The sequence below is a fragment of the Sulfurimonas autotrophica DSM 16294 genome (assembly GCF_000147355.1).
Classification (GTDB): Bacteria; Campylobacterota; Campylobacteria; order Campylobacterales; family Sulfurimonadaceae; genus Sulfurimonas; species Sulfurimonas autotrophica.
In genome coordinates, this window is sequence record NC_014506.1 from 884,378 (window position 1) to 910,877 (window position 26,500).

Below are 26,500 nucleotides of genomic sequence, written 5' to 3' on the forward strand. Positions count from 1 at the left end.
AATGCATAAAACTATAAAACTTTTAAAAAAAAATGATGAACTCACAGTAATTGACACTGAACTCGATATTTATCTTGAAATTCCACATTTGGCATATGCTGAAGTAAAAAAAGAAGATGGCGGCAAAGCATTGCTTTTTACCAATGTTGTTGATAAAAAAAGCGGTAAAAAGTTTGAAGAACCGGTGCTGATGAATGTATTCGGCTCTTATAAGCGCTGTGAACTTCTCTTTGGACGAACAATTGAGTCAGTCGCTGATGAAATAACCAAACTGCTTCATATGAAGCCGCCTGCAGGTTTGAAAGAGAAAATATCTATGGCAAGTGAACTTTTTTCACTCAAAAATATTTTTCCAAAACGTCTTAAAGGCGAGGGTGAATGCCAGCAGATAAAATATCTTGAAGATGAAATTGACCTCTACAAGATGCCTGTTTTAACAACGTGGGAACAAGACGGCGGACCTTTTATCACTATGGGGCAGGTGTATACACAGAGTCTTGACGGTGCGATGGTAAATCTTGGTATGTACAGACTGCAGGTCTATGATAAAAATCATTTGGGTATGCACTGGCAGATACATAAGGACTCTTCACACTTTTTTGACCAGTATCAAAAAGCAGGAAAGAAAATGCCTGTAAGTATTGCCATCGGCGGTAATCCGCTCTATACCTGGTGTGCAACGGCTCCGCTGCCTTATGGTGTCAATGAACTTTTAATGTACGGACTCATTACAAAAAAACCTGCACAGCTTGTAAAATCTTTAACAACACCTTTATATATTCCAAAAGATGTTGATTATGTCATAGAAGGCTGGGTTGATCCTGATGACTTAAAAGTCGAAGGTCCTTTTGGTGACCATACCGGCTACTATACCTTAGAAGAACCATATCCTGTAATGGAAGTCTCTGCTATAACAATGCAAAGAAAACGAACATTTTTGGCAACGGTTGTCGGTAAACCGCCGTTGGAAGACAAATATATGGGCTGGGCGACCGGAAAAATATTTTTTCCGCTTTTAAAGACAACTGCGCCGGATCTGCTAGATTATCATATGCCAGAAAATGCAGGCTTTCATAATTTAATTTTGGCAAAAATGCAGCCTTTGTATAAGGGACATGCCAAACAGTTTATGCATGCATTTTGGGGTGCAGGACAAATGAGTTTTGTAAAACATGCTGTTTTTGTTGATGAAAAAGCTCCGAAACTGGAAAATTATGAAGCTTTTGCTACATATGTGTTAAATAGATTTACACCAAAATCTATGTTTATCACAGAGGGTATTTTAGATGCGCTTGATCACTCATCTCCCGAAACACTTGTAGGCGGGAAGCTCGGTATAGACGCAACAGCAGCAAACAGTGTTGAAGGTCCTCAGCTTTTAGGCGATGCACAACTCCTCAGCAGAGTAAAAGAATTAATTCCTGATGTTGTTGATTTGCATCAGTTTATGCGACGAACAAATAATCCTATAACTGTCATCAGTGTGAATAAAACTAGAAATGTAAAAGAATATTTTGATGATTTATTAGTGCTGAGTACACATATGAGAATCGTTGTTTTTGTCGATGCCCAGAAAAACGATATATATAACTCTTATATGTTGATTTGGCGTGTAACAAATAATATGGATGCACTTCGTGATGTATATAAATCAGGCTTAATGGTAGGTTTAGACGGTACAAATAAAAACTCTTTGGATAACTTTACAAGGGAATGGCCTGATGATGTCGAGTGCACGCAAAGCATTGTTAAGAGTCTGAAAGAAAAAGGACTTTGGGGATTAGACGAAAAATTTTATAATAAGTTTCAATTATAACTTTTTATATTCTTTTTGTGTCAAAATCAAGCAGTGTAAGGAATCTATAATAACTTCTAATGTAATATCAGTCTAACAAATTAAATTTCAGGATTAATATATGAATAAACTTTTATTGATTGTACTCTCTTTAGCCATATTTACACTCTCCTCATCAGATGCTGCTATTTATAAAGGGCAGCGAATCTTTATAAAAAAATGTTTAAAATGCCATAAGTCGGGACAAAGTTTTATTGCAAAATATAAAATGAAAAAATGGAAAAAACTTATGAGAAAGAAGGGGAAGCCTTTAGCGGCAATCCATCTTAAAAGTCAAAAAGCAAAAAAATCATGGAAATATTTTAAAAGTAAAAAATATGCTAAAAAATCAAAACATCTCAAACAGTTTTTAGTTGAATATGCAAAAGACAGTGGAAACGTTCCTGCCTGCAACTAAGCACTCTGTAAAATAAAGCATATTTGCTTTATTTTATTTTTCTCTCTTTGTAAAATGCTTCTTTTTAGATAAAATATCAAACTTTTTAATACTATTTATAAACTAAGGAAAAATTATGGAAAAAATGTGGTCAGGCCGTTTTTCAGCATCTGCTTCAAATCTATTAGATCAATTTAATGCCTCAATTATGTATGACAGAAAGTTATATCGTGAAGATATTGAAGGTTCATTGGCACATGCGCAAATGCTTGCAAAACAGGGCATATTAACGCAAGATGAGTTTAAGCAGATTCAAGATGGTCTTGCTCAGGTGAAAAAAGAGATAGAATCCGGTGAGTTTGAATGGAAAATTTCTGATGAAGATTTGCACATGGGCATTGAAAAACGTTTAACGCAAATTATAGGCGACACCGGTAAAAAACTCCATACGGCAAGAAGCAGAAATGATCAGGTAGCTGTTGATTTTCGTCGTTATGTACTGCGAAAAAATCTTGAAATTGCAGAACTTCTTAAACTTTTAATGCAAGAGATTGTTATTGTCGCAGATAAGCATACAGATACGCTTTTGCCGGGTATGACACACTTGCAGCATGCACAACCAATTAACTTTGGTTTTCATCTTGGAGCATACCTCTCAATGTTTAAGCGTGACATTGAGAGATTTGAAAGCTCGTACAAAAGAAATAATATATCACCGCTTGGCTGTGCGGCTCTTGCAGGAACACCGCATAATATTGATAGAGAATATAGTGCAGGGTTTCTTGGATTTGACAGTGTAAGTGTAAATTGTTTAGATACGGTAAGTGACAGAGATTTTGCACTTGAAATTTTATTTAATATTTCAACAATGATGATGCATATTTCCCGTTTAAGTGAAGAACTGGTACTTTGGTCATCATATGAATTTGGATTTGTAGAGCTGAGTGATGAGTATTCAACAGGAAGCTCGATTATGCCGCAAAAGAAAAACCCTGATGTTCCTGAATTGCTTCGTGGAAAAACTGGGCGTGTTTACGGTGCACTTATTGGTCTTTTAACCGTTATGAAAGGTCTGCCGCTTGCATATAACAAAGATACTCAAGAAGACAAAGAGGGTGTATTTGATTCAGTTGAGACTGCTGAAATTTCTTTGGAGATTTTAAAAGAAGCTATAAAAACGATGCAGGTTAAACCACAAAATATGAATTTGGCTTGTAAAGTCGGACACCTCTCCGCAACGGACCTGGCTGATTATCTGGTTGAAAAATGCAATATTCCATTTCGTGAAGCACATTTCATTACAGGAAAAGCGGTTGCAAAAAGTGAAGAGTTAGGCATTGATTTAAGTGAAATTGAATTGAAATATTTGAAAGAAATTGATGAGAGAATTTCTGAAGATGTACTTGATTGTCTTGTATTGGAAAATTCAATGAATGCACGACAATCCCAAGGCGGTACGGCAACACAAAGAACAAAAGAGCAGTTAGATTATTTTAAAAAATATTTAGAGGAGAAATAAGCAATGAAAGTAAGTGTATCCCATCAAGAAGGCATGAAGTTTGAGGCTAAAACCGCAAAAAGTAGTTTTATTATAGACTGTCCTGTTATCTCACCTGTTGAGTATTTTTTATCAGGCGTTATTGCCTGCAGTGCAACTGACTTGATTTTAATACCGAAAAATCAAGGAAAAACTGTTACAAATTTGGTTGTAGACGGTGATGCCGAGCGTGCCGAAGATCATCCTAGAAAAATCACTAAATTACATTTAACATACAGTTTTAATTCTGATGCTGATGATGTAACAGCTGCTAGATGGGTTATGGCATCGCTTGAGACATATTGCTCAACTATCAATACCATAAGAGATACTACGGAAATCTCTTACTCTATCACACATAACGGCAACTTAATTCGTGAAAATGAAAAAATGATTAGCGGTGGTGGAAGTAAAATAGATATGGGTGAAATAGAGTCCTGTCCTAGCTAGAGAAAAATCTCTAGCTATAAAAAGTCCTTTGGGTCTGCATCACTAAAATGTTCCCATTTGAGTTTTGCTCCTCCTAAAATATGACAATGTAAATGTTTTACCTCTTGTCCTCCGTCTTCTCCTACATTACAAATAACTCTGTATCCGCTTGCATCAATTTTAATTTCTTTTACTAATCCTTGAATAAACTCTGTCATTCCTGCCATCGTTTCACCCGTGACTTCATTAAAGCTGTCTACATGTAACTTCGGAATAGCTAAAATATGTACAGGGGCCTTTGGATTGATGTCGTGAAAAGCTAAAAAATTCTCATTTTCCAAAACGACATTTGCGGGTATTTCTTTATTTACAATTTTACAAAACAGACACATACTTTATTCCTTAATTTTTGACTATTGTAGCATATAAATATTCAAATGAAGCTATTTATAACAAATTTTTGAGTATAATCGGTGCTAAATTAATAATTATGGAGACTCTATTGAAAGAGTGGTATGATAAAATAAACGATGCAAAAGATGTTGAAAGTTTAGAAGAAATTCGCATTGCAGTATTTGGTAAAAAAGGTGTTCTTGCTGCCGAATTTGCTAAGATGAAAGATGCTCCTAATGAGCAGAAAGCTCAAATAGCAAAAGATTTAAATAAGCATAAAAGTGCGCTTATGAATGAATTTAGTGCAAAAAAGATTGCACTTCAGACGCAAGAATTACAGCGTGCTATGAAAGAAGAGGCTATAGATGTTTCTATGTTTAGTACAAAATCTTCAGCAGGTGCCCTGCATCCTGTTATGGAGACAATGGATAGAATTGTAGAATATTTTTCATCTATGAATTTTGCTGTAAAGACCGGTCAGATTGTAGAAGATGATTTTCATAACTTTGAAGCACTTAATCTGCCTAAGTACCATCCGGCACGTGATATGCAGGACACTTTTTATTTTAAAGATGAGATGCTTTTACGTACACACACGTCGCCTGTGCAAATCAGAACTATGCTCGAATCAAAACCACCTATCCGTATGATAGCACCGGGAGCAGTCTTCCGCCGTGATTATGATTTAACGCATACTCCGATGTTTCATCAGATTGAGGGTTTGCTTGTTGATGAAGAAGGCAAGGTCTCTTTTGCCAATCTCAAATTTATTTTAGAAGATTTTCTAAAGTATATGTTCAGTGATGTGGATGTACGTTTTCGCCCGTCATTTTTCCCGTTTACGGAACCTTCTGCAGAGGTAGATATCTCTTGTGTTTTTTGTAAAGGTGAAGGGTGCCGTGTATGTTCTCATACAGGCTGGCTTGAAGTACTTGGCTGCGGTATTGTCGATTCAAATGTTTTTGAAGCGGTCAATTACAAAAATGTCAGCGGGTATGCTTTTGGTTTAGGTGTTGAGCGTTTTGCGATGCTGATTCATCAAATAGGTGACCTTCGCTCACTTTTCGAGGGAGATATTAAGTTACTGGAGCAGTTTCAATGATAGTTACTAAGAGTTGGTTAAATGAGTGGATTGATCTTGAAGGGATTTCAACACAGGAATTAGCTAAGACTTTTAACTCTATTGGTCTTGAGGTTGACAGAATTCACGAGTATCAAGTGCCTGCAAAAATAGTTTTCGGAAAAGTTTTAGAGTGTGAAAAACATCCCGATGCAGATAAATTAAATATTTGTAAAGTAGATATCGGTTCATGTGTACGCCAAATTGTATGCGGTGCATCAAATGTAAGAGCAGGTCTTTATGTAGTTGTGGCAACTGTAGGTGCCATAATGCCATCAGGTCTTGCTATAAAACCGGTAAAACTGCGCGGTGTTGATTCAGAGGGTATGATATGTTCAGCGTCTGAAATTGGTCTGCCTGATTTGGGCAAAGGAATCATGGAACTCGATGAGAGCATTGGGAAATTTGTGCTCGGTCAAGAAGTAAACGAGAATCCTCTTTTTAATGATGATTTAATTGAAATAGAACTCACTGCAAACCGTGGAGACTGTTTGAGTATTCGTGGTGTTGCACGAGATTTAAGTGCTGCATTTGACAGACCTATCAAAGAGTATGAAAAAACAGATAATGATGAAAAAAGAGGTATCGGACGTATTTTATATTTGTCGCATGAAAAAGATTTAGATGTAAATTTACGCTATAAAGCTATTGATTTAAAAGAGTTGACACTGCCATTTATTGTCAAACTGCGCCTTGGTCAGATTGAAGATACAAGAAAATGCGATGTAGAAGCAATAACACTGTATGTAACACACTCTACAGGTGTAATACTACGAGCGTATAAGCATGAATTTTTTACTAATGATGATGAACCTATGGCAAAAGTTATTCTTGGTGAAGATAAGAATAATTATGCTTGTATTAAAACACAAGACGGAAAAATTGCTTCTATAGTCGGAATTATTCAAAAAGATGAGTCTAAAGTGACGAAAAATGAGGGTGTTGTTCTTTTAGAAGCAAGTTATATTCCGCCGGATATTATCTCCAAAAAAATGTCCCAAAGTAAAATAGAATCTGGTCCGATGTTTTATAAAACATCAAGAGGAAGTGAACCGGAACTGACCGGCGGACTTTCTTACTGTATTGACTTAATAGAAGCAAATTCTGTATCATCAACATTTAGCGGAAGTATAGAGCTTTCTAATTCTTTTAAAGAAAAAATAGTTATTGTGACAAAACAGGAAATTGATGCAATTATCGGTGCCGATATAGATAAAGTTGTTATTACAAAAATTCTTAAAAATCTTGGTTTTGATGTTTCAAAATCATCTGTTGATAAATTTGTTGTGTCTGTGCCGCAGTTTCGCCATGATATAGTCAATAAGCAGGATATTGTAGAAGAAATTGTACGTATGGTAGGCATTGACAATATTCCGTCAAAACCTTTTGCTCTCCAAGAAGCAAATAGGCTTGAAGATAATTATTTTGAGTATAAAAAGCGTTCCCTTTTTAGACATAGATGTGCGCAAAGCGGCTTTTTTGAATCTGTTCATTTTGTTTTTGATGAGAAAAAAGTTTTAGAGTCTTATGGTTTTGAAACGACAAAAAAAGAGCTGGAACTTTTAAATCCTATTGTACAGACTTTAGATACGCTCAGACCGACACTTTTGACAGGCTTATTAAAAGCAGCATCCGCAAATGTAAAAAACGGATATGCATCAGTAAAACTTTTTGAAATAGGTTCTGTTTTTACACCTTTAAGAGAAGAATCATATAAAATATCATTTATTTTTAGCGGTGATAAAGAGAACGAAAGTCTTGCAAACAGCGGAAAACCGCAAAAAGTAGATTTTGCTTTCTTTACACAAAAAATAGCTGATATTATAGGTGATGTTGAACTAAGCGAGTATGAAACAAAGCATAAACTTTCACATACATATCAGTCAGCGCAGGTGTTCTTAAAGGGTGAAGCCGTAGGCGAACTTTTCAGAGTCCATCCTGAGGTTGAAAAAGCTTATGATTTAGATACAACTTTTATGTGTGAACTTGATTTTGCAAAAATACCTTATGGACTGAAAACTGCGCAACAAAAATCTAAATATCAAGCATCTTTTAGAGATTTAAGCATAATAATGCCAAAAGATATGAGTTATGAGAAAGTTAAAGATGTTATAAATGCACATGCTCTCAAAGAGGTCGTGCGTTTTTATCCGGTTGATAGATACAGCGATGAATCATTGGGTGAAAATATGAGTCTTTCTTTGCGTTTTGTGCTGCAGTCTGATGAAAAAACATTGGAAGAAGAAGACATTACATCTGCAATGAATTCTATATTAAATGCATTAAATAGTGAATTGGGAATTGGTCTGCGATGAGTAAAGTAGTTGTCTTACCTGCACAGAATTTTTCTTTGAATATCTCAGAAATTGCACCTGATAAATCGATTTCACACCGCAGCGTTATGTTTGCAATGCTGAGTAATGGAGTAAATGAGATAGAAAATTTTTTACGGGCTGAAGATACGATCAACTCTTTGGAAATAGTAAAAAATCTTGGCGCAAAAGTTGAAGACGACGGTAAAATAATTAAAATATCTTCAAGTGGTATACAAGAGCCGTTTGAAATACTCGACTGCGGAAATTCGGGAACGGGTATGCGCCTTTTTTGCGGACTGCTGAGTTCTGCTGAAGGTCATTTTGTTCTAACCGGAGATAAATACCTCCGCCGCCGCCCAATGAAGCGTGTAACAGCACCGCTTATAAGTATCGGTGCGAAGCTTGACGGAAGGAAAAATGGTGATTTAGCACCGCTTAGTATTCGCGGTGCTTCACTCAAAGCTTTTGATTATGAGAGTAAAATTGCCTCTGCACAGGTTAAAAGTGCGATGATTTTAGCAGCTTTGCGAGCAGACGGTGTTTGTACATATATAGAACCGGAACTCTCACGCGATCATACGGAGAGAATGCTCAAAGGTATGGGAGCAGATATAAAAGTAGAGGGGTTGAAAACGACTGTTACGCCGTTAAAAAATTTACTCTCTCCTTTAAAAATCAGAGTTCCCGCTGACCCTTCGTCTGCTTTTTTCTTTGCTGTTGCGGCAGCTATAATGCCTGATTCACATGTAACCTTAGAAGGTGTGACACTTAATCCTACACGTATTGAAGCTTTTAAAGCCTTAGAACGTATGGGTGCAGACATCTCTTATGAACTGCGTGATGACAAATATGAGCCGGTCGGCAATATACATGTAAAATATGCGCCTCTACATGGAATTGTTATAGAAGAGAATATCTCATGGCTCATCGATGAACTGCCGGCACTCTCCATTGCAATGGCATGTGCCAACGGTGAGAGTCTTGTTAAAAATGCAGAGGAGTTACGGGTTAAAGAGTCTGACAGAATTTCTACTGTTGTAGAGGGACTTAGAGCCTGCAATATAGAAGTTGATGAATATGAAGACGGTTATAAAATTATCGGCTCTAAGTTGCAAAAAGCTCAGGTTGACAGTGACGGTGATCATAGAATTGCTATGAGTTTTATTATCGCCGGACTAAAATGCGGAATGGAAGTGACAGATTTGGAATGTATTAATACATCTTTTCCGAATTTCTTTGAACTTTTACAAAAGATTACACAGGTGGAATTTTCATGAAGATAGAATTAGCTGAAAATTACGGATTTTGTTTTGGTGTAAAACGTGCGATTAAAATTGCAGAAGAGAATACAAATGCGGCTACTTACGGCCCTCTGATTCATAACTCTAAAGAGATAGCAAGACTTGATAATGATTTTAAAGTCAGCCTTATTGAGGATTTTAAAGCGTTTCAACCGGGGGACAAAGCTATTGTCAGAACACATGGAATTGTAAAAGAAGAACTTGAAGATTTAGAACAAAGCGGCGTTGAAGTTGTAGATGCAACCTGTCCGTTTGTAACAAAACCTCAAGAGATTGCACAAGAAATGAGTGAAGAAGGCTACGATGTCGTTATCTTCGGTGATGAAGCACACCCTGAAATTAAAGGTGTAAAATCTTATGCAACGTATGGTGCGAGAGTTGTCACATCTGTAGAAGAACTTGAAAATGTAAAACTGCATGAACGCATAGCACTTATTGCACAAACGACGAGAAAAGTAGAAGAGTATATGCAAATAGCTAATTATTTGATTCCCCGCCATAAAGAGGTAAGGGTGTTTAATACTATCTGTAATGCAACCTTTGAAAACCAGGATGCTGTACGCAAACTCTCAAAAAAAGCAGACATTATAATAGTCATAGGCGGTAAAAACTCGTCAAATACAAAGCAGTTATTTAGTATCGCAAAAGAAAACTGTCCAAATAGTCATCATATAGAAGATGAAAATGAGTTAGAGAGTGAGTGGTTTAGAGATAAAAAGCACTGTGGTGTTACTGCGGGTGCCTCTACTCCGGACTGGATAATACAAAATGTCATCAATTCAATTGAAAAAAGTATAAATTAATCATAATTTAGTTATAATCACGACAATTTTTATGTAACAGAGGATAGGCAATGGCGTTCGATAACGAATCATTTGAAGAAGAAGAAAATTTTGCAGAGATGTTTGCTGCAAGTGAAAAGCAACAGGAAACTAGCCGCATCGTAGAAGGTGAGGTAGTAGAGATACAGGCTGATGAGAACAGAGCATTAGTTGGCGTAGGTGATAAGCTGGAGGGAATTATTTCTCTTGATGAAATCCGTGATGAAAACGGTGAACTGAAGTTTAATACCGGCGATAAAATCAAAGTAATGGTAATGGGATACTATAATGAGCGTCCTAAAATATCATACAAAAAAGTTTTAGAGCAGGAAAAAACAATTGAATTTATAGATGCACACAAAGATGACTATGAAGATTTAGTTGTTGAGGGTATAATCACTAAGAAAAACCGTGGTGGATATGTAGTTGAAGCAGATGCTGTTTCATTTTTTATGCCACGTTCATTAGCAGCGTTTAAAGATACTGATGATGTTGTAGGCCGTAAAATTAAAGCACAGGTTGTTAAAATTGACCCTGCTGAAAACTCAATCATTCTTTCACGTCGTAAACTTTTTAATGAAGAGCGTAAGAAGAAAAAAGAGATTATTGACCAGCTGATGGCAGAAGATGTTATTGTTGAAGGCGTAATCAAAAAAATTACCAGCTACGGAATGTTTGTTGATGTCGGCGGTGTTGACGGTTTAGTACATTACAATGAAATTTCTTATAAAGGTCCGGTTAATCCGTCAAAACTTTATAAAGAGGGTGATGTAGTTACTGTTAAAGCTATTTCTTATGACAAAGACAAGCGTCATCTTTCATTATCTATTAAAGCTGTTCAGCCTGACCCTTGGGCAGAAGTTGAAAGTGAACTAGATGAAGGTGATACAATTACTGTTACTGTTTCAAACATTGAAGCATACGGTGTATTTGTTGACCTTGGAAATGATATAGAAGGTTTCTTACATATTTCAGAAATTACTTGGAATAAAAATGTTAAAAATCCAAATGATTATTTAGAAGTAGGTCAAGAAATTGATGTTGAAGTTATAGAAATTAATTCTAAAACACACAAACTTCGTGTTTCATTAAAAAGACTTTTACCAAAGCCATTTGATGAATTTATGAAAAAATACAATGAAGGTGATGTTGTGACAGGTACTGTTACTTCACTTACTGATTTTGGTGCGTTTGTTCGTATTGACGGTGTTGAAGGTCTTTTACATAATCAAGATATATCTTGGGACAAAAACACAAAAGCTAAAGATGTATTAAAATCCGGTGATGAAGTTGAAGTAAAAATTGCTAAAATCAATGAAGATGAGCAAAAAATATCACTAAACCGTAAAACTCTTTTAGAATCGCCAATAGATAAATTTGCTACAACGCATAAAGTGAACTCTGTAGTAAAAGGAACTATTCGTGATATTAAAGATTTCGGTGTATTTGTTTCACTAGAAGACGGTGTTGATGCACTTATTCGTGATGAAGATTTAGCTCCACTGGTAAAAGAAGAGTTAGAACCTGGTCAAGAAATAGAAGCTGCAATTGCAAATATTGATACTCGTCGTGACCGTATCCGCTTATCTGTTAAAAAATTAGACTATATCAAAAATCAAGAAATGCTTGAAGAGATCAATGATACTGAATCACACTCTCTTGGTGACTTGATAAAAGATAAATTTAAATAAGCTTTGTTATTTAAATGCAAAAGATAATAAAATGGTTTGCTCCCCTCTTGGCAGCGGGAGTTGCAGTGTTTATTATCTTTTTTTTAGTATCTATCAATTCCCAAGAGGAAATCGTTGATACAAAACCTTTAGCTTTAAAAACCAAAGCGGTTCCGAGCAAACCGGAAAAGCTTTGGTTAAATCATTTTTCGAAATCTGAGAGACTCGGCTATTTTTATCCTGTAAATGAAGTCTATGTCAAACTGGATTTAGATGAAAAAATAACTAAAACTATAACCTATAAGTTGTCTGCAAAACTTTTAGACCCATATCAGCTTTTTTGTCTAAAAGAAGAACTGCAAAGATACAGATTGAAGTATTATCTAAAAAAAGATCTTAAAGGCGTAGATTTACTTATTTATTCACAAAATGTAGATAAATTGAACAAGTTAGTGCAAGTATTAAAAAATTATAAAATCAAGGCCAGTATTGTGCCTTATAAAGAGGATTATTAGATGCAAAAATATACAGTAGTCGTATGTGACCATATCCATGAAGCCGGTTTAAAAATGCTTCAAGAAGATGAAAATATTAACTTTATCATGGCAGCAGACGTTGATAAAAAAGAGCTGGTTGAAACTATTATTCCACAAGCTGATGTAGCAATTACCAGAAGTTCAACAGATGTAGATGAGTTTTTTATAGAGCATGCTACAAATATGAAAGCTATTGTTCGCGCCGGTGTAGGTGTTGATAATGTGAATATTCCTGAATGTTCTAAAAAAGGTATTATCGTAATGAATGTACCGACTGCCAATACAATCGCAGCGGTTGAACTTACAATGACACATATGCTTTCATGTATGAGAATGTTTCCATATTCTCATGATCATTTAAAAAATCAAAGAATTTGGAAACGTGAAAAATGGTACGGTTATGAATTAAAGGGTAAAAAACTCGGTATCATCGGTTTTGGTAATATCGGCTCTCGCGTAGCAAAACGCGCAAAAGCTTTTGAGATGGACATCGTTGCATATGACCCATATATCAACCCTTCAAAAGTAACCGATTTAGAAATGACATATACGAAAAATTTTGATGATATTTTGGCTTGTGATGTTATAACAATTCATACACCGAAAAATCAAGAAACGATTAATATCATTGATAAAGAAGAAGTTGCAAAAATGAAAGACGGTGTCGTTCTTGTAAACTGTGCAAGAGGCGGCTTGTATAATGAAGATGCTCTTTATGACGGTCTAAAATCAGGTAAAATCCGTTTTGCCGGTATAGATGTATTTGTAAAAGAACCGGCGATTAATAACAAGCTTCTTGACTTGGATAATATCGTAGTTTCTCCTCACTTAGGAGCAAATACGTATGAGTCTCAGTACAATATTGGTACGCAGGCAGCTGGAAATGCTATTGCTGCAGCAAAAGGCATAGCATATCCAAATGCAATGAATCTGCCGATAGATGAGAGTAAAATACCTCCTTTTGTTAAACCGTTTTTAGAAATGGGTCAAAAAATAGGTTTCTTAGAATCTCAGATAAATAAATCAAAAATAGTATCTATAAAAGTAAAAGGACAGGGCGATATTGCAAACTATATTGATTCTCTTGCAACTTTTGTAACTGTCGGTGCACTTAGCCACTCTACGGAATCAATTAACTATGTCAATGCTGACTTTGTTGCCAAAGAAAAAGGTATAGAAGTAGAGTCTGTAAACCTTGGTGACTCAGAAGTGTATAAAAACCTTATTACTGTAAAAATCACTACAAATGAAGGAACAACCTCTGTTTCTGCTACAATTTTTGAAGACGGACTGCAGCGTATTGTAGCGACTGACGGTTTTGATATAGAGTTCCCGGTAAAAGGCGATATTATTTTCTTTAAAAACTCGGATGTTCCGGGTGTGATTGGAAGTGTTGGAACTATACTTGCAAATAACAATGTGAATATTTCAGATTTTTCTTTGGCAAGAAATGAACAGTCAGAAGCACTTGCAGTGATTTTAGTAGATAATGCGGTAAATGATACGACACTCAGTGAATTAGCATCTTTAGATGCCTGCATAAGCGTTAACTACGCCCGTTTATAAGTAGGGGGTTGTAGGGAGACTTTGCTCCCTGCCACTATAATGGAGTCATGTACTCGTACTTTTGAGTATTGCTCATAATAGTGCGTAACATACTATTGAAAAGTAGTTCCGCCGTCTATTACTATTGTTTGACCTGTCAGCCAAGATGACTCGTTAGTACATAAAAACTTACATGCTCCCGTTAAATCCTCAGGTACACCCATACGAGAAAGCGGTGAACGTTTGACAACTTCCGCTTTTACTTCTTCATAATTTGGAAATGCTTTTAATGCATCGGTATCAATCGGTCCGCCGCTTACAGCATTCACGCGAATTCCTTTTTCACCAAGTTCAGCAGCAGCATAACGCACCATAGCTTCAACAGCAGCTTTGTTTGTTCCGTGACCTGCATAATTTGGAGTATATACAAGATTGCCTGTAGAACTCATTGAGATGATGCTTCCGCCGCCTGTTTTTTCCATTCTTTTTGCAGCTTCTTGAGCACCGACGACAAAGGCATCGACAGTGGCAGTGTAAATATTATTAAGTCCTTTTGGCTTGAGCCTCATAAATGGCCCAAATCCGCCGACAACGGCACGACCTGAAATGATTGCATTTGATATAAAATAATCAAGTCTGTCAAAATCTTCATCAAACTCTTTATAAACATCTTTATATGTGTTGGGCTCTAATATATCTAATTTGTATGCGCGACATTTTACACCGTAGTTTGCTTCAATATCAGCAATAATCTCATTTGCCGTATCAGCACTTGATGCATATGTAAAAGCTACATTACAGCCTTCTTTTGCAAAAGCATATACGATTGCTTTCCCGATTCCGCGCGTTCCGCCGCTTACAAAGAGAGTTTTATCTTTCATATTTTAGAGTCCTTTTATGTCGTAATTTTTCATTACGTCTTCGATTTTTTTCATATTTTCTTTACTTGGAGCAACAAGAGGAAGTCTGTACTCGAGTGTTTCAGTAAGCCCTGCTATATACATTGCGGCTTTTACCGGAATAGGATTGGCTTCACAAAACATCACTTTATTTAAAGGGTAGAGTTTGTCATTAATCGCTTTTGAACCGATAAAGTCACCGCTGAGTGCCTTGCGTACAAGTTCTGATTTTAAATCAGGCATAAGGTTTGACGTCACAGAAGTAATTCCTGCCCCGCCGTTTGCCAAAATAGGGTAATCAATAGCATCATCACCGGAAAATACCTTAAGCTCAGGTCTGCGTGAAAGCAGCTCAACTGTACGTTCTAAGCTTCCAGTTGCCTCTTTAACACCGTAAATGTTTTTAACATCATCAAAAAGACGGATAGTGGTGTCCGCAGAGATGTCAACACCTGTACGTCCCGGAACATTGTAGAGCATAAAAGGAAGCTCACTTACAGCCTCGGCAATAGCCTTGTAGTGCTGGTAGAGACCTTCTTGCGAAGGTTTGTTATAGTATGGTGAAACTGAGAAAATAGCGTCAACACCGCAGCTTTGTGCATGTTTTGCAATCTCTATGGCTTCATGCGTTGCATTGCTTCCGGCACCTGCAAGAACTTTTGTCTGTGTATTTTTACAAACTTCTACAGCTATTTCTATGCAGCGTTTGTGCTCATCATGTGTAAGTGTCGCGCTCTCGCCTGTTGTCCCAACTGGACAAACTGCATCCATACCATTGTTGATTTGACGTTTGATAAGTTCAGCATATTTTTGTTCATCAAGTTTTCCATTTTTAAATGGAGTAATAAGTGCGGTTGAAGAACCTGTTACTATATTCATTAGACTTTACCCTTTAAAATTGATAGGCGAATTATATCTAAAAAGTTTTAAAACTTTTATTTGTTTTTTATTCAAAAGATATAATGAGAAAATATTTGAATATGTTTGCTTTGATTAATCACACTTTAAGTCACATAAGAAGATAATAATAAATGATAGAGGGGAATAGATGAGAATAATTATTTTATTGCTAATTGTTTTAACTTTTGGTTGGGCAAATGGGCTTGATGCACTTTTGGAAGATTATAAAACAGAATCAGAACTTTCTAAAAAAACAAAAGATGAAAATGCGGGTCATTTGATTGTTTATACCAGAGATGAGTTGGAGCGTATGCAGGTAGAGTCTTTAAAAGATGTTTTAAAATCCATTCGATTTTTCAGATACTTGGAAAATCGTGTTGGCGAACCTGATATGATAAATCTTGATCCTGTAGTATTTAGTTCCAAATCTATCAGAATTTACTTAAATGACAATGAACTTGTTCTGCCAATTACAGGAAGCGGTTTTTCAATGTTTGGAAACATCGATATGGACTTCGTTGATCATGTTGAGATATATGAAGGATTTCCCTCTTTTGATTTTGGAATTGAGCCGGCTACTGTGGTTATAAGACTTTACTCTAAAGAGGCAAAGCGAGATGCAGGAACACGGGTAAAAGTTCTTGGTGCTTCACATGGCTCAAACAAAGAAAATGTATACAACGCAGGATTTGCTGAGGATGTAGCCTATTTTGTCTATGCAAACCATTCACAGAATAAACAAGACACATATACAGTAAATTCTCAAAATGTTAAAAGAGATATGACGACAAATCATTTTTATGGCTCCTTAGAAAAAGAGAGCTATAAGGTGGAGTTGAATGCATTTGCAACAAAACATGATGGCTTTTTAGGGCTTTTGCCTTATGCTGTTCCAAATGATACAAATATGGAAAAGAAATTTATTAATGCTTCATTTGGTTCAAAATTTCAAAATGACAGTTTGACTTTTAACCTCTCTTACATAAACAGTTATGGAAGTTATGATGCAGCATACAGTGCCCCAGTTGTATTTGGAGGTTATTCTTTGATAGAGCAGAAGTATGATTCTGAAGTGCTGACAGCAATTGTAAAGAAAAAGTTTCAAATTAGTAATCATACTCTTTCTGTCGGTGTACAGTATAGATATAAAAAATTTGATTTGGATGATGTAAAATATGACTCTGTTCAAAGTCCGGTTCAACAGAAATATGATAATGAAAATATCTACTCACTCTTTTTAGAAGATGCTGTTTCACTCTCAGAGAATAATTTAGTATGTCTCTCTGTTATGCAACAGCATTATGATAGAAATAAAGCCATGAAGGATGAAGATATTTCTCAACTGCGACTCTCTTATATCTATTCGAACAAAAAGTGGATTTCAAAGACCTTTTTAGCAAGCCAGAAGTTTGTTCCTGAACCATTTATGACGGCAGAAGCACATGTTGGTAACCCAAAGTTAGAACCTGAAAAATATCTCTCGTTGACACAAGAAACAAGTTATACAAATGAACAGACCTTGTCAAAACTGATTTTAGGATATGCTAAAACAAAAAACTTCCTTGTGTCAGATGCTTCAGGCGTAATGCAAAATGCTAAAGATGATTTCATAACATATTACAGTGCTTTGGAGTTTAATTATTTTTTTAGAAAAAAAGACAAACTGCAACTGCAATTTGATTATGCAAAACTTAAGTTTCCCGGTGACAGTAGTGGAGTTGTTGAACACTATAACTACCTTATAAGAATGGTAAACAGCATCTCTAAGTTTGATATTTTCAATGAGCTTGTTATTAACCATGGATTTGAAAATTTAGATACAGGTTATGATTACTCTGCCGGTGTAAAATACAGTGTCACCCCTGATCTGCACATCAATGTTAAGGGTGAAAATATTTTTAATGCAGGGTTGACAAGAAAATACTATTACAATATTACACCAACTCCAAAACAGCTTGAAGTTCCTGTAATTGAACAAAAATTTATGGTGAGTATGGAGTATCTGTTTTGAAACTACTCTTAGTTATTATTCTCTTTATTGGCACTATTTTATCGGCAGATGATCTACAAGTAGAATCAGCTATATATAATAAGATTATTAGTGCTGTTACAAAAAAGGAAAAACCTAAAGTTTACATTTACAAACATTGTAAATCATTAGAAAAATATCCTGGCAATATAAAACTGGTCTCTAATTGTAAAGATGCAGACATTGTTATAGTTACAACGTTAAAAGATATTCCAAAAGTCTGTTATGGCAAAAATATGTTTGGAACAAAATATTCACATTTGAAAAACCCTAATGTTCTTGGAGCATTTTTTTGGCAAAAAGGACGACCAAACATCCTTTTTTATAAGTATAGATTAGATCAAAACCATATAAAACTTGATAAAAGTTTTAATAAATATATTGAGCAATAATGAAAAATGCAAAACTAAACAGAAGTTTTATCATGCTTGCCATTGTTATTCCTTTGGTAACACTTGCTTCCATAGTCATATATATTGAGTTTATTAAAACAAAAGAACATGTTTTTAGTGTTATAAAAGAGCATCTTGTCAATCAAAAGATATATACATTTCAAAAATATGTAACTCATATAGAAAAAGATTATGGTGATAATCTCCGCAAAACAATCATGCTGCATCCCGATACTGCAAAAAAACTTGAAGCACAACTTTCACTTTTGCAAGGAGAAGATGTTAAATATTTGTATCTTTTGTACAGAGATAAAGAGCATAAATACAGATATCTATTAGATACGACAAAAGAAGCCCAAGATAGAGCATTTTTCAATCAAAAATTTGATACAGAATCAGATATATGGGAAAAGGCATATAGTACAAAAAAATACCAAATAACTCAGCAAAACTCACTGGATAAACTCTGGGTTACAATTGCATACCCTGTAGTCGTGAACGATAATGTAGTAGCAGTTCTTGGTGCTGACTTTACGTATGATGTTTATACACGTATTGTGCAAATATTAAAACCTATGGAAGATGTATTTTTATATATTAGTTTTTTTATGTTTATTATGCTTATACTGGCTTATGTGCTTGTTTATCTCTATTATAAAACCAGAAAAAAAGCTTTTATTGATCCTTTGACCCAAGTTTACAATCGTCAATATCTCTCTGAATTTTTAGAGACGACTTCTTTGCAAAACTATTATCTGATGATGATAGATTTAGATAACTTTAAACGTGTTAATGATAATTATGGACATAATATCGGAGATGATGTTTTAGTAGCTGTAGCACAAGAGATAAAGTCGACTGTTCGTCAGGAAGATATTGTCATCCGTTTTGGAGGTGAAGAGTTTATTTTACTTGTAGATAAAAAAGAGAATAAAGAGTCTATAGGAGTAGCAGAACGCATTAGGCAAGCTGTTATGAATCTTGATATACAGAGTCATGATAATCAGATTAGTATGACTCTTTCTATCGGAGTTAATCCTTTTCCTTATAGTGCCAAAAATATGGATGAAGCTATAAAAATAGCAGATGAACAGCTCTATGTAGCCAAATCTTCAGGTCGTAACAGAGTAGAGATTTTCGATGACGGAAAAAAATATGAGAGTGAAGCTTCCAACCGTATCAGTGATATTCGTCTGGCAATTGATGAAGATGGAATCAAGTGTGCTTTTCAGCCAATTTATTTCGCAAAAACAGGAAAAATTGTCAAGTATGAGATGCTTATTCGTATGATAAACCATGAGGGAAAAGTGATTCCTCCTGACAGCTTTTTACCCTCTATTCGCCATACACAAATCTACATTAGACTGACATCTATTGTTTTACAAAAAGCTATTGAAACTCTTCAAAGCATGCAAGATGTACATTTGTCAATAAATTTAGACATTCAAGATATTTTAAATGAAGATATTATTGAACTGCTAAAATTTACATTTAAATCTAAGCAGGATTTGGCACAGAGAGTTACCATTGAGATATTGGAGCATGAAGAGATCACAAATTTTGAAGCAATTCAAAAGAGTATCTCAGGGTTAAAAGAGTTAGGTTTTTCAATTGCCTTAGATGATTTTGGCAGTGGTTATGCAAACTTCAGCTATATGATGAATTTAGATTTAGACATACTTAAAATTGACGGAACTATCATTAAAAATATAGATAAAGATAAAGCGGCTTATAATATTGTAAAAGCGATAGTTGCATTTGGACGCAGTATGAAGATGGAAACAGTAGCAGAACAGATTGAGACAAAAGAAGAGATGGATACGCTTGTGGAACTTGGTGTTGATTGTCTTCAGGGCTACTATTTAGGTCGCCCTGGCTTTAAGATATTATAGGTTTTATTTTATCAATTTTTAATGTAACGTTTTCTCTTGGCTTCTTTCATTTTAGAATTATCTGCAATGATGAACCCTTCAACAACACCATGAAGTCCCTCATTGATACTAAAATCAAAAAATCGCACAGCACCCTCATCATACAGTTCTGCATACTGTTTAAAAAGAGTCGGCACAGATGTTCCCAAATCTTTGAGATATTTTTTTAAAACCACAAAACCCTCTTTATAAGATCTGTATTTAAAAAGCATATCAAACTCCTGTTTTTGCTCATATGACATAAAATAAGGCGTTTTAGCACTCATCATATCTGTGTCGCAGGAAAAATGCAGAGAGTAAAAATATACGAGTGCAGCGACTGCCTGTTTTGGTGTATCGGCATTAATGGTAACTGTACCGTATGTATAGACAATATGAGGATTTTTAGCCAGATAGGCGCCGACTCCCTGCCAGAGATTGTCGAGTGCACGTGAGCCCCAATATTTTGGCTGAACAAAACTGCGCCCAAGCTCTACGGAGTTATGACAGTAGTCTTGAAAATGTTCATTGAAATCACACAGGTTATAGGTATATAAACCTTCCATCCCGCGGTTTTTAATTATTTGGGCAACTTCTCCGATGCGGTATGCTCCGACAATCTCCAAATCATCTTCATCCCAGAGTATAAGATGTTTGTAATAATTATCATACAAATCATTGTCTTTTGCACCGCCTGTTCCACCGCCTATGGCGCGAAAAGAGATTTCTCTTACACGTCCAAGTTCCTGCATTAAAAAAGGTGCTTCATCTGCTTGCGCCAATATGATTTTTTTGCCGTCAAGTGTTTGTCCCAAAACTTCTGCTTTGTTTACTTCCCCGCGCAGAAGCATTTTATTATGCGCTGCCGTGATAGTTGTTTCTGTTTGTAAAACACACTCTTTTTTTGTTCCGAGTGTATAAAGATGCTGATAAAAAAGTTTTAAATATTCATTAATACTAATATTTTCATCACAAAAAGACGCAACGGGTATAACTCGTCCAATGTTAAAGGTAAGTGGTTTTTGCTCGCCTGCTGTTACAAATTCATGGGGAAGCATTAACAGACCGCTTAGTTTTTTTGGTAATATAAGAGAAACAAAATAAAAAAGAATACTATTCCTTCCTTCGATTTTTACCGGTAAAACAGGTGTATTGTTCTTTTTGGCTATTTTTAAAAAACTTGCTTTCCAAGGCATGTCTTTAATCCCTTTGAATGACCATCTATTGACAACACCTGCGGGAAAAATGACAACCGCTTCTTCATTTGTCAACGCTTCATTAATGGCTTTTATACTTGTTTTTGTTATAGCACCTGTAATGTTATCAACAGGAATAATAATATCACTTGCCTGTGTAACTCCCATAAGCATACCGTTGACCATCAATCTGACTTTTTTGTTTTCTCTTGCACTGGCTATGAGCTGTACAAGTGCAAAGGCGTCCGATGCCCCTGTTATATGATTAGCTACGACAAGAACTTTACCAGTTGAGGGTATGTTTTTAATCTCTTTTGGTTTGATTGTATAATCTATATCTAAAAGTTCAAGCATACTGTCTACAAACTCAAGACCTTTGAGGTAATGATTTTTTTCATAAATTTCATTATATTTGTTTTCATGAAATACTTTTTTGAGTCTTTTAATAAAAAAGTTATTTACACTTTTTGGCAGATATTTTACTGCTTTTGGAAAATTTTGTTTATATGATTTTTCTATATCTAACATATTATTTTATACCTTTTTTTTTATTCTAAGAAACTTTTATCTTGTGCATCAAGTTTGCCAAGCAGGGCGGGCAGTAGAAGCAGGTCTACGAGCAGAGCAATAATTAAAGCAATGGCTGTGATAAGTCCGAAATTTGCATTGAGCATAAATTGTGAGAGACGAAAGACAATAAATGCCGTGCTTAAAACAAGCGTTGTAAGCACCATCGCCAAGCCTGCATACTGCATAACATACGCGAGTGAGTTTTCAAAATTAAAGCCTTTTTTTCGTGCTTCTTTATACTTTACTAAAAAGTGAATCGTATCATCTATGGCAATGCCGAGGATAATAGCACCTGAGATGGCAACACCCAGATCTATATTAATTCCCAACCAGCCCATAACGCCTATCACCAAAATTATCGGGAGTATATTTGGAATTAAAAAGAGCGGTATCATTCGTAGTTTTTTAAAAATGAAAAACATCAACAGCGAGGTTACGACAATTGCGAGTAAAATTGATTCAATCAGCGTGTCTGTTACATCTGCCTGCATATGGGCAAACATTTGGGTTTGACCGTTTACCTGTGCCGAGTAGGGTGTCTTTTTCCACCACTCTTCTATCCACTCTATCATCTGTAAATCTTTTGACGTATCAACAACATTCATAGAAGCGGTAAGTCGCAGGAGTCGTTCATCAACATCCATTTTATCATTGATTTCCATGCCTTGAGGGAGTGAAAGGGAATAAAGCAGTAAATACTGAGCTATGAGATTGTTGTTGTCTGGTATGCTCTTGTTCGCGTCTATAACTTCATTGAATTTTTTAACCACATCAACAAGTGAAGATGTATGTCTGGCATCAGGAAACTTTGCTTTGAATTCTTTTGAGAATTTATCGACAGTTTTCATAAAAAGGGCATTTTTTATGCCGTCTGTTTTTTTTGAATCTATGACGATTTCATAGCTCATAGGACCGGTGAGATTTTTTTGTATGACATTGACAGTTTGACGAAAGGGAACATCTTCTCTAAAGTATCTGACAGCATTTGAATCTACTTTGAGATTTGTCAGTCCAAAAGCTATAAAGCAAAAAAGAACAAGTGTTGCCAAGATGATTTTATTGTCATTTTTAATGATGAACTTTGCATATTTTTTCGCAAAGTCTCCAAGGCCCTGCTGTGATGTCGGCTTTTTGCTTACTTTTACTTTTATATTTAAAATTGCGAGTGCTGCAGGAATAAAAAGTATAGTAAGAATAAAAGCAAGTATAGCTGCATTTGCCGTTGCAAGTCCTAAGGTTTTTATAGGCACAATGTCGGAAATCCCCAAAGAAGCAAAACCGACTGCCGTTGTAAGAGAGGTCAAAAAAGTCGGTACAAGATTTTTTTCTATAGTATCGTGAATTGCCGCATAATTATCAAGTCCCGCTTTTCTGCCCAAGAGATAAATCCAAAAGAGGTGCATCGCATCGGCAATACCGATAGCAATGATAAATACAGGCATATTAGCGGTAAAGTTGTTGAGTTTATAGCCAAAGATAGTTTGGAGCGCTAAAACAATGCTGAAGGTAAAAATAACGACAAGAATTGTTAACAATACACCTGAAATTTTACGAAAAATAACCCACAGCATCACCATAGCTATAAGAATGACAAGTGGTGTAAAGGTTTTTACATCATACTGACCGAGTGAGCTGAATGTTGTATTTACTACAGGACCGCCGGCGAGATAAAACTTGTAGCCGCTCTTTTGTTCCTCTTTAATATATTTATTAATATCGTGCATAATATGCTTGGATGCACCGAATGTATTTCCTGCCTTTGGTGTGAGACGTCCGACAATCATTGTCGTTTTTGCATCTTTAGATATGATGCGGTTGACAATCAAATCTTCACGTAAAGCAATCTTTTTTTTCTTCTGTAAATCCTTTACATGTAAGGCGTCAATATCTTCTATAAAATTATCTATGAGTATATCATCCGCGTCCTGCGGATTTTTATGAACATACTGGTAGTTTGTAAGTGAATCGACTCTGGCTATATATTTTGTCTGCCAGAGTTTTTCGGTGAGCCGCTCTATTACATGTAAGGCCTTTTTGTTAAAAATGCCATTGTTATCACGAAAGACTATAATGATGGAGTCATCATTGCCAAAGGTATTTTTAAATGCGTCATATTGCTGGAGTGTTTTTGAATCTTTACCAAACCAGATTCTGTATGAACCGTCAAACTGTGCATATTTAAGCTGATAAGAGAGTACAATAGTAATAAGAGGAATTACTATAACTATATACCAGCGAAATTTAATGAGTAAGTCTACAAATTTTTTCATTTTATTCCTGTCATATTTAGAAGTAGTAGCCGAGTTTTAAACTTATACGTTCATGCGCACCCATCAGTTTAAAAGCAGTATTGTAATTTTTTGAGGGAGATATATATCTGTAATCAAAATTGAGTTTAAAAGTGTCCATGAGGCGTGTTTGATATTCCATATAATAGACCTGTTCATTGTAATCAAGATCAAAGATACCTCCTCCGACTATACTTGCATCATTGCCTTGGTTAAAACTGTAACGCAGTCCTAAAAAGAGGTCGTTTTGGAAAAGCTCAAAAAGGTCTAAATCATCTTTTTTACCATTTTGCAAGGTAATGTAGCGGTAATACTCTACAAGCAGTCCTAAATCAGCTTCTTTGTATACTTGTGTCAAGGTGTGTTCTGCACCGAGTCCAATATGTATATAATCAGAAATTAATGCATCATCAATGATGTCGGTATAGGCGGCTTCAAGTTTGTAGAGTGTAGCGCCGATTACAAGCGTGTCATAGGTCATAAACTTATTGACAAGATAGGCATTTTCTTGTGTTGTTACTATGTTGTTTATTTGAAGGGTTTTTGTATAGTATCGCTGTGAATCGTAACCGTTTTCAAATATAAAGGCATAATCAAGGGCATATTCTGTGTCTGTAGAATCTGAGTATTTCAGGTAGATGCTCGGTCTATATCGGCTTGCCTTTGTTTTGAGCGTGTCATCATAGAGCAAAGGGAGATTGACATTTGGTGAGACACGTACGGTGGCAGAAAAATAGTAATAAACATAAGGGTAAGCCGGCATATTTCTGTCCTGCTCATAGAGTTTTATAATGGCTGAGAGTTCTCCACTCTCTGTATAGTGCGTATATGCAAAATTGATGACGCCGAGTTTGTCTGTATAAAAAGGGTCTGATCTGAGTTCATCAGGATTAAAAACATTGACTAAATTTCGCACTTCAAGCGCACCCCAAAAGAGAATGTTTTTTCCAAAAAGAATGGTGTCATCATCAAAATCATAACTGCCGTAAAGCTCATCAAGACGGACAGAACTTCTTTTTGTATGTTTTGCAGTACCTTGCAAATCATAATAATCCTGCTGCAGACGCACCTTTGCAAAGGCGGTGAAGTTCTCCTGAATATATTTTGTTTCAAGATTGGCAGATAGAAGAGCATTTTGTTTTTCTTTACCTGCCGGCGCTTTCATATATGACTGGAGCGTCATATCAATATTGCCCTGATAAGTGACATTATCTAAAAAACCGGACTCCTCTTTTTCTTTTACTTCTTTGTTTACATGTAAAGTCTTTTTTTGAACTGTTTCTATTTTAGGTGTGATTTTTACAGGTTTTTTAGCAATTTTGACTGTTTTTTTCTTAAATCTGTATTTGTAGGTATTGACAATGAGAGGGTTTGGATAATGTTTAGATAATTTTTTAAGTGCTTTTCGTGCATCACTGTATTTCTCATAACATCCGCATCGTATACTGTTAATATTACTAAAAGATATAAGCCTGCATGACTCAGGATAATTCTGTTTTGCAAAATCGTATGTTGAGTTTTTCTTAAATTTAAAACTTGTAAGCTGTACAGAATAGCAGGTGTCATTTGATTTGGCATAGGTGATACTTATGCTCAAAAGCAGTAGAAGAAGCACTCTCATACTATTTTTTCAATACGCGTTTATGAAAGTTTCTGTCTTTGAGTCCGGTCTTTATTTTCTCATTTTCCCAGATTAAAATTGTTTTTTTGTCGTTTTGATGATTTGTCATACTCATCATACCGACGCGCCATATGCCTTTGATTTTTTTGTAATCATCAAAAACTGCTGTTTTTAGAAGCTCTTTTTTTCTATCGTAATATTCAACCTTTTTGATTAAAAATGTTTTTGCATCAACCCATGAAATCTGTTTTGTATAGCCGGAGTTCTTACTCACAGGAATTCTCTCTCCTATATAATACTTCACTTTATTGATTGTTTCTTCTTTGGCATTACCGGAAAAAATATACTTTTTGACACTAAAAGAGCTCAAATCTTCATAAGAAAATTCCGAACCCATAAAAGAACCTGATTTGTTTTTTGAAGCTATGCGTTTAACACGTTTTATAGCCGGAAGATAAAGCCATTGGTCATCATCTTTATTAATATGCTCATAATTGAGAAATTTTGTCCCCTTAACGTCTGCAGGAGAGAGAAAAGTCATCAGTGATTTGTTGCCGGACTCTTTTTCAAGCATTATCATTTTCATTTGACGTTCACGCTTTTGATTGTTGGCATTGATAAGCGTCATTTTCATATTTGATGAAGAGTCTTTAAAGCCGTCCATAACGGCTTCACATTTGTTAGCAACTTCTTGGTTTGAAATAGCAAAAAGATTAAGGGAAATAAGCAAAGAGAGAAAAGTTTTTAACACGAGAAGGAACCTTATAAAGTATTATTTTTATTTATAATAGCATAGA

21 protein-coding genes are annotated in these 26,500 nt (G+C 35.5%); 14 read left to right on the top strand and 7 right to left on the bottom strand.

Features of this window, described 5'->3' with window-relative positions; translation table 11 throughout:
* Position 1: 1 nt before the first annotated feature.
* The 4 genes from SAUT_RS04645 (at position 2) to SAUT_RS04660 (ending at position 4,218) form a co-directional block, all read left to right on the top strand.
* Positions 2–1,816, top strand: a complete 1,815-nt coding sequence (locus SAUT_RS04645) for a menaquinone biosynthesis decarboxylase (RefSeq protein WP_013326715.1) — start codon at positions 2–4, stop codon at positions 1,814–1,816.
* Between the two features lie 100 nt (positions 1,817–1,916).
* On the top strand, positions 1,917–2,252 hold the full coding sequence (locus SAUT_RS04650) for a hypothetical protein (RefSeq protein ID WP_013326716.1): 336 nt from the start codon (positions 1,917–1,919) through the stop codon (positions 2,250–2,252).
* Positions 2,253–2,367: 115 nt separating this feature from the next.
* On the top strand, positions 2,368–3,750 hold the full coding sequence (argH, locus tag SAUT_RS04655; RefSeq protein WP_013326717.1) for an argininosuccinate lyase: 1,383 nt from the start codon (positions 2,368–2,370) through the stop codon (positions 3,748–3,750).
* A gap of 3 nt (positions 3,751–3,753) precedes the next feature.
* Positions 3,754–4,218, top strand: a complete 465-nt coding sequence (locus SAUT_RS04660) for an OsmC family protein (protein ID WP_013326718.1) — start codon at positions 3,754–3,756, stop codon at positions 4,216–4,218.
* Between the two features lie 14 nt (positions 4,219–4,232).
* On the opposite strand, the gene SAUT_RS04665 is transcribed toward SAUT_RS04660, so the two are convergent.
* Entirely contained in the window at positions 4,233–4,589 is a 357-nt protein-coding gene (locus tag SAUT_RS04665; RefSeq protein ID WP_013326719.1) for a histidine triad nucleotide-binding protein, read from the bottom strand.
* Positions 4,590–4,687: 98 nt separating this feature from the next.
* Here SAUT_RS04665 and pheS point away from each other — a divergent pair, with 98 nt between their 5' ends.
* The 7 genes from pheS to serA are packed head-to-tail and all read left to right on the top strand — an operon-like array spanning position 4,688 to position 13,919.
* Positions 4,688–5,692, top strand: a complete 1,005-nt coding sequence (gene pheS / locus SAUT_RS04670) for a phenylalanine--tRNA ligase subunit alpha (RefSeq protein ID WP_013326720.1) — start codon at positions 4,688–4,690, stop codon at positions 5,690–5,692.
* Positions 5,689–8,025, top strand: coding sequence for a phenylalanine--tRNA ligase subunit beta (pheT, locus tag SAUT_RS04675; RefSeq protein WP_013326721.1), 2,337 nt, complete (start codon positions 5,689–5,691; stop codon positions 8,023–8,025). The genes pheS and pheT overlap by 4 nt, the downstream gene beginning before the upstream one ends.
* The gene (gene aroA / locus SAUT_RS04680; RefSeq protein ID WP_013326722.1) at positions 8,022–9,302 is read left to right on the top strand and encodes a 3-phosphoshikimate 1-carboxyvinyltransferase; all 1,281 of its coding nucleotides are present in this window, start codon (positions 8,022–8,024) and stop codon (positions 9,300–9,302) included. The genes pheT and aroA overlap by 4 nt, the downstream gene beginning before the upstream one ends.
* Positions 9,299–10,129 (top strand): 4-hydroxy-3-methylbut-2-enyl diphosphate reductase, encoded by an 831-nt coding sequence (locus SAUT_RS04685; protein WP_013326723.1) that lies wholly within the window; start codon positions 9,299–9,301, stop codon positions 10,127–10,129. Before aroA ends, SAUT_RS04685 begins: the two co-directional genes overlap by 4 nt.
* Before the next feature lie 50 nt (positions 10,130–10,179).
* Positions 10,180–11,838: a 30S ribosomal protein S1 gene (locus tag SAUT_RS04690; RefSeq protein WP_013326724.1), complete on the top strand. Its 1,659-nt coding sequence runs from the start codon at positions 10,180–10,182 to the stop codon at positions 11,836–11,838.
* A 14-nt stretch (positions 11,839–11,852) separates the two neighbouring features.
* A complete protein-coding gene (locus SAUT_RS04695; RefSeq protein ID WP_013326725.1) occupies positions 11,853–12,332 on the top strand; it encodes a hypothetical protein in 480 nt (159 codons plus the stop codon).
* Positions 12,333–13,919: a phosphoglycerate dehydrogenase gene (gene serA / locus SAUT_RS04700; RefSeq protein ID WP_013326726.1), complete on the top strand. Its 1,587-nt coding sequence runs from the start codon at positions 12,333–12,335 to the stop codon at positions 13,917–13,919.
* Positions 13,920–14,011: 92 nt separating this feature from the next.
* Here the strand turns inward: serA and SAUT_RS04705 are convergent, their stop codons facing one another.
* Both SAUT_RS04705 and dapA read right to left on the bottom strand, forming a co-directional pair.
* The gene (locus SAUT_RS04705) at positions 14,012–14,779 is read right to left on the bottom strand and encodes an enoyl-ACP reductase (protein WP_013326727.1); all 768 of its coding nucleotides are present in this window, start codon (positions 14,777–14,779) and stop codon (positions 14,012–14,014) included.
* A gap of 3 nt (positions 14,780–14,782) precedes the next feature.
* The gene (dapA, locus tag SAUT_RS04710) at positions 14,783–15,676 is read right to left on the bottom strand and encodes a 4-hydroxy-tetrahydrodipicolinate synthase (protein ID WP_013326728.1); all 894 of its coding nucleotides are present in this window, start codon (positions 15,674–15,676) and stop codon (positions 14,783–14,785) included.
* 169 nt (positions 15,677–15,845) lie between these two features.
* Between dapA and SAUT_RS04715 the strand changes: the two genes are divergently transcribed.
* The 3 genes from SAUT_RS04715 to SAUT_RS04725 are packed head-to-tail and all read left to right on the top strand — an operon-like array spanning position 15,846 to position 20,010.
* A complete protein-coding gene (locus SAUT_RS04715; protein ID WP_013326729.1) occupies positions 15,846–17,708 on the top strand; it encodes a TonB-dependent receptor plug domain-containing protein in 1,863 nt (620 codons plus the stop codon).
* Complete coding sequence (locus SAUT_RS04720; protein WP_013326730.1) at positions 17,705–18,118, top strand: hypothetical protein; 414 nt, start codon at positions 17,705–17,707, stop codon at positions 18,116–18,118. The genes SAUT_RS04715 and SAUT_RS04720 overlap by 4 nt, the downstream gene beginning before the upstream one ends.
* Positions 18,118–20,010 (top strand): putative bifunctional diguanylate cyclase/phosphodiesterase, encoded by a 1,893-nt coding sequence (locus tag SAUT_RS04725; RefSeq protein ID WP_013326731.1) that lies wholly within the window; start codon positions 18,118–18,120, stop codon positions 20,008–20,010. The genes SAUT_RS04720 and SAUT_RS04725 overlap by 1 nt, the downstream gene beginning before the upstream one ends.
* A gap of 11 nt (positions 20,011–20,021) precedes the next feature.
* Here SAUT_RS04725 and olsF read toward each other — a convergent pair whose 3' ends face one another.
* The 4 genes from olsF to SAUT_RS04745 are packed head-to-tail and all read right to left on the bottom strand — an operon-like array spanning position 20,022 to position 26,454.
* Positions 20,022–21,752 (bottom strand): bifunctional ornithine lipid synthase OlsF, encoded by a 1,731-nt coding sequence (gene olsF / locus SAUT_RS04730; RefSeq protein ID WP_013326732.1) that lies wholly within the window; start codon positions 21,750–21,752, stop codon positions 20,022–20,024.
* A gap of 20 nt (positions 21,753–21,772) precedes the next feature.
* Positions 21,773–24,064: an efflux RND transporter permease subunit gene (locus SAUT_RS04735; protein ID WP_013326733.1), complete on the bottom strand. Its 2,292-nt coding sequence runs from the start codon at positions 24,062–24,064 to the stop codon at positions 21,773–21,775.
* A gap of 16 nt (positions 24,065–24,080) precedes the next feature.
* The gene (locus SAUT_RS04740; protein WP_013326734.1) at positions 24,081–25,703 is read right to left on the bottom strand and encodes a hypothetical protein; all 1,623 of its coding nucleotides are present in this window, start codon (positions 25,701–25,703) and stop codon (positions 24,081–24,083) included.
* 1 nt (position 25,704) lies between these two features.
* Positions 25,705–26,454 carry an outer membrane lipoprotein-sorting protein gene (locus tag SAUT_RS04745; protein ID WP_013326735.1) on the bottom strand — a complete coding sequence of 250 codons (750 nt, stop codon included), beginning with the start codon at positions 26,452–26,454 and terminating at the stop codon, positions 25,705–25,707.
* Positions 26,455–26,500: the final 46 nt, after the last annotated feature.

Bases quoted from the DNA above. Each gene is read 5' to 3' on its own strand.
- SAUT_RS04645 (WP_013326715.1), top strand. From the start codon at position 2: ATGCATAAAACTATAAAACTTTTAAAAAAAAATGATGAACTCACAGTA.
- SAUT_RS04650 (WP_013326716.1), top strand. From the start codon at position 1,917: ATGAATAAACTTTTATTGATTGTACTCTCTTTAGCCATATTTACACTC.
- argH (WP_013326717.1), top strand. From the start codon at position 2,368: ATGGAAAAAATGTGGTCAGGCCGTTTTTCAGCATCTGCTTCAAATCTA.
- SAUT_RS04660 (WP_013326718.1), top strand. From the start codon at position 3,754: ATGAAAGTAAGTGTATCCCATCAAGAAGGCATGAAGTTTGAGGCTAAA.
- SAUT_RS04665 (WP_013326719.1), bottom strand. From the start codon at position 4,589: ATGTGTCTGTTTTGTAAAATTGTAAATAAAGAAATACCCGCAAATGTC.
- pheS (WP_013326720.1), top strand. From the start codon at position 4,688: ATGGAGACTCTATTGAAAGAGTGGTATGATAAAATAAACGATGCAAAA.
- pheT (WP_013326721.1), top strand. From the start codon at position 5,689: ATGATAGTTACTAAGAGTTGGTTAAATGAGTGGATTGATCTTGAAGGG.
- aroA (WP_013326722.1), top strand. From the start codon at position 8,022: ATGAGTAAAGTAGTTGTCTTACCTGCACAGAATTTTTCTTTGAATATC.
- SAUT_RS04685 (WP_013326723.1), top strand. From the start codon at position 9,299: ATGAAGATAGAATTAGCTGAAAATTACGGATTTTGTTTTGGTGTAAAA.
- SAUT_RS04690 (WP_013326724.1), top strand. From the start codon at position 10,180: ATGGCGTTCGATAACGAATCATTTGAAGAAGAAGAAAATTTTGCAGAG.
- SAUT_RS04695 (WP_013326725.1), top strand. From the start codon at position 11,853: ATGCAAAAGATAATAAAATGGTTTGCTCCCCTCTTGGCAGCGGGAGTT.
- serA (WP_013326726.1), top strand. From the start codon at position 12,333: ATGCAAAAATATACAGTAGTCGTATGTGACCATATCCATGAAGCCGGT.
- SAUT_RS04705 (WP_013326727.1), bottom strand. From the start codon at position 14,779: ATGAAAGATAAAACTCTCTTTGTAAGCGGCGGAACGCGCGGAATCGGG.
- dapA (WP_013326728.1), bottom strand. From the start codon at position 15,676: ATGAATATAGTAACAGGTTCTTCAACCGCACTTATTACTCCATTTAAA.
- SAUT_RS04715 (WP_013326729.1), top strand. From the start codon at position 15,846: ATGAGAATAATTATTTTATTGCTAATTGTTTTAACTTTTGGTTGGGCA.
- SAUT_RS04725 (WP_013326731.1), top strand. From the start codon at position 18,118: ATGAAAAATGCAAAACTAAACAGAAGTTTTATCATGCTTGCCATTGTT.
- olsF (WP_013326732.1), bottom strand. From the start codon at position 21,752: ATGTTAGATATAGAAAAATCATATAAACAAAATTTTCCAAAAGCAGTA.
- SAUT_RS04735 (WP_013326733.1), bottom strand. From the start codon at position 24,064: ATGAAAAAATTTGTAGACTTACTCATTAAATTTCGCTGGTATATAGTT.
- SAUT_RS04740 (WP_013326734.1), bottom strand. From the start codon at position 25,703: ATGAGAGTGCTTCTTCTACTGCTTTTGAGCATAAGTATCACCTATGCC.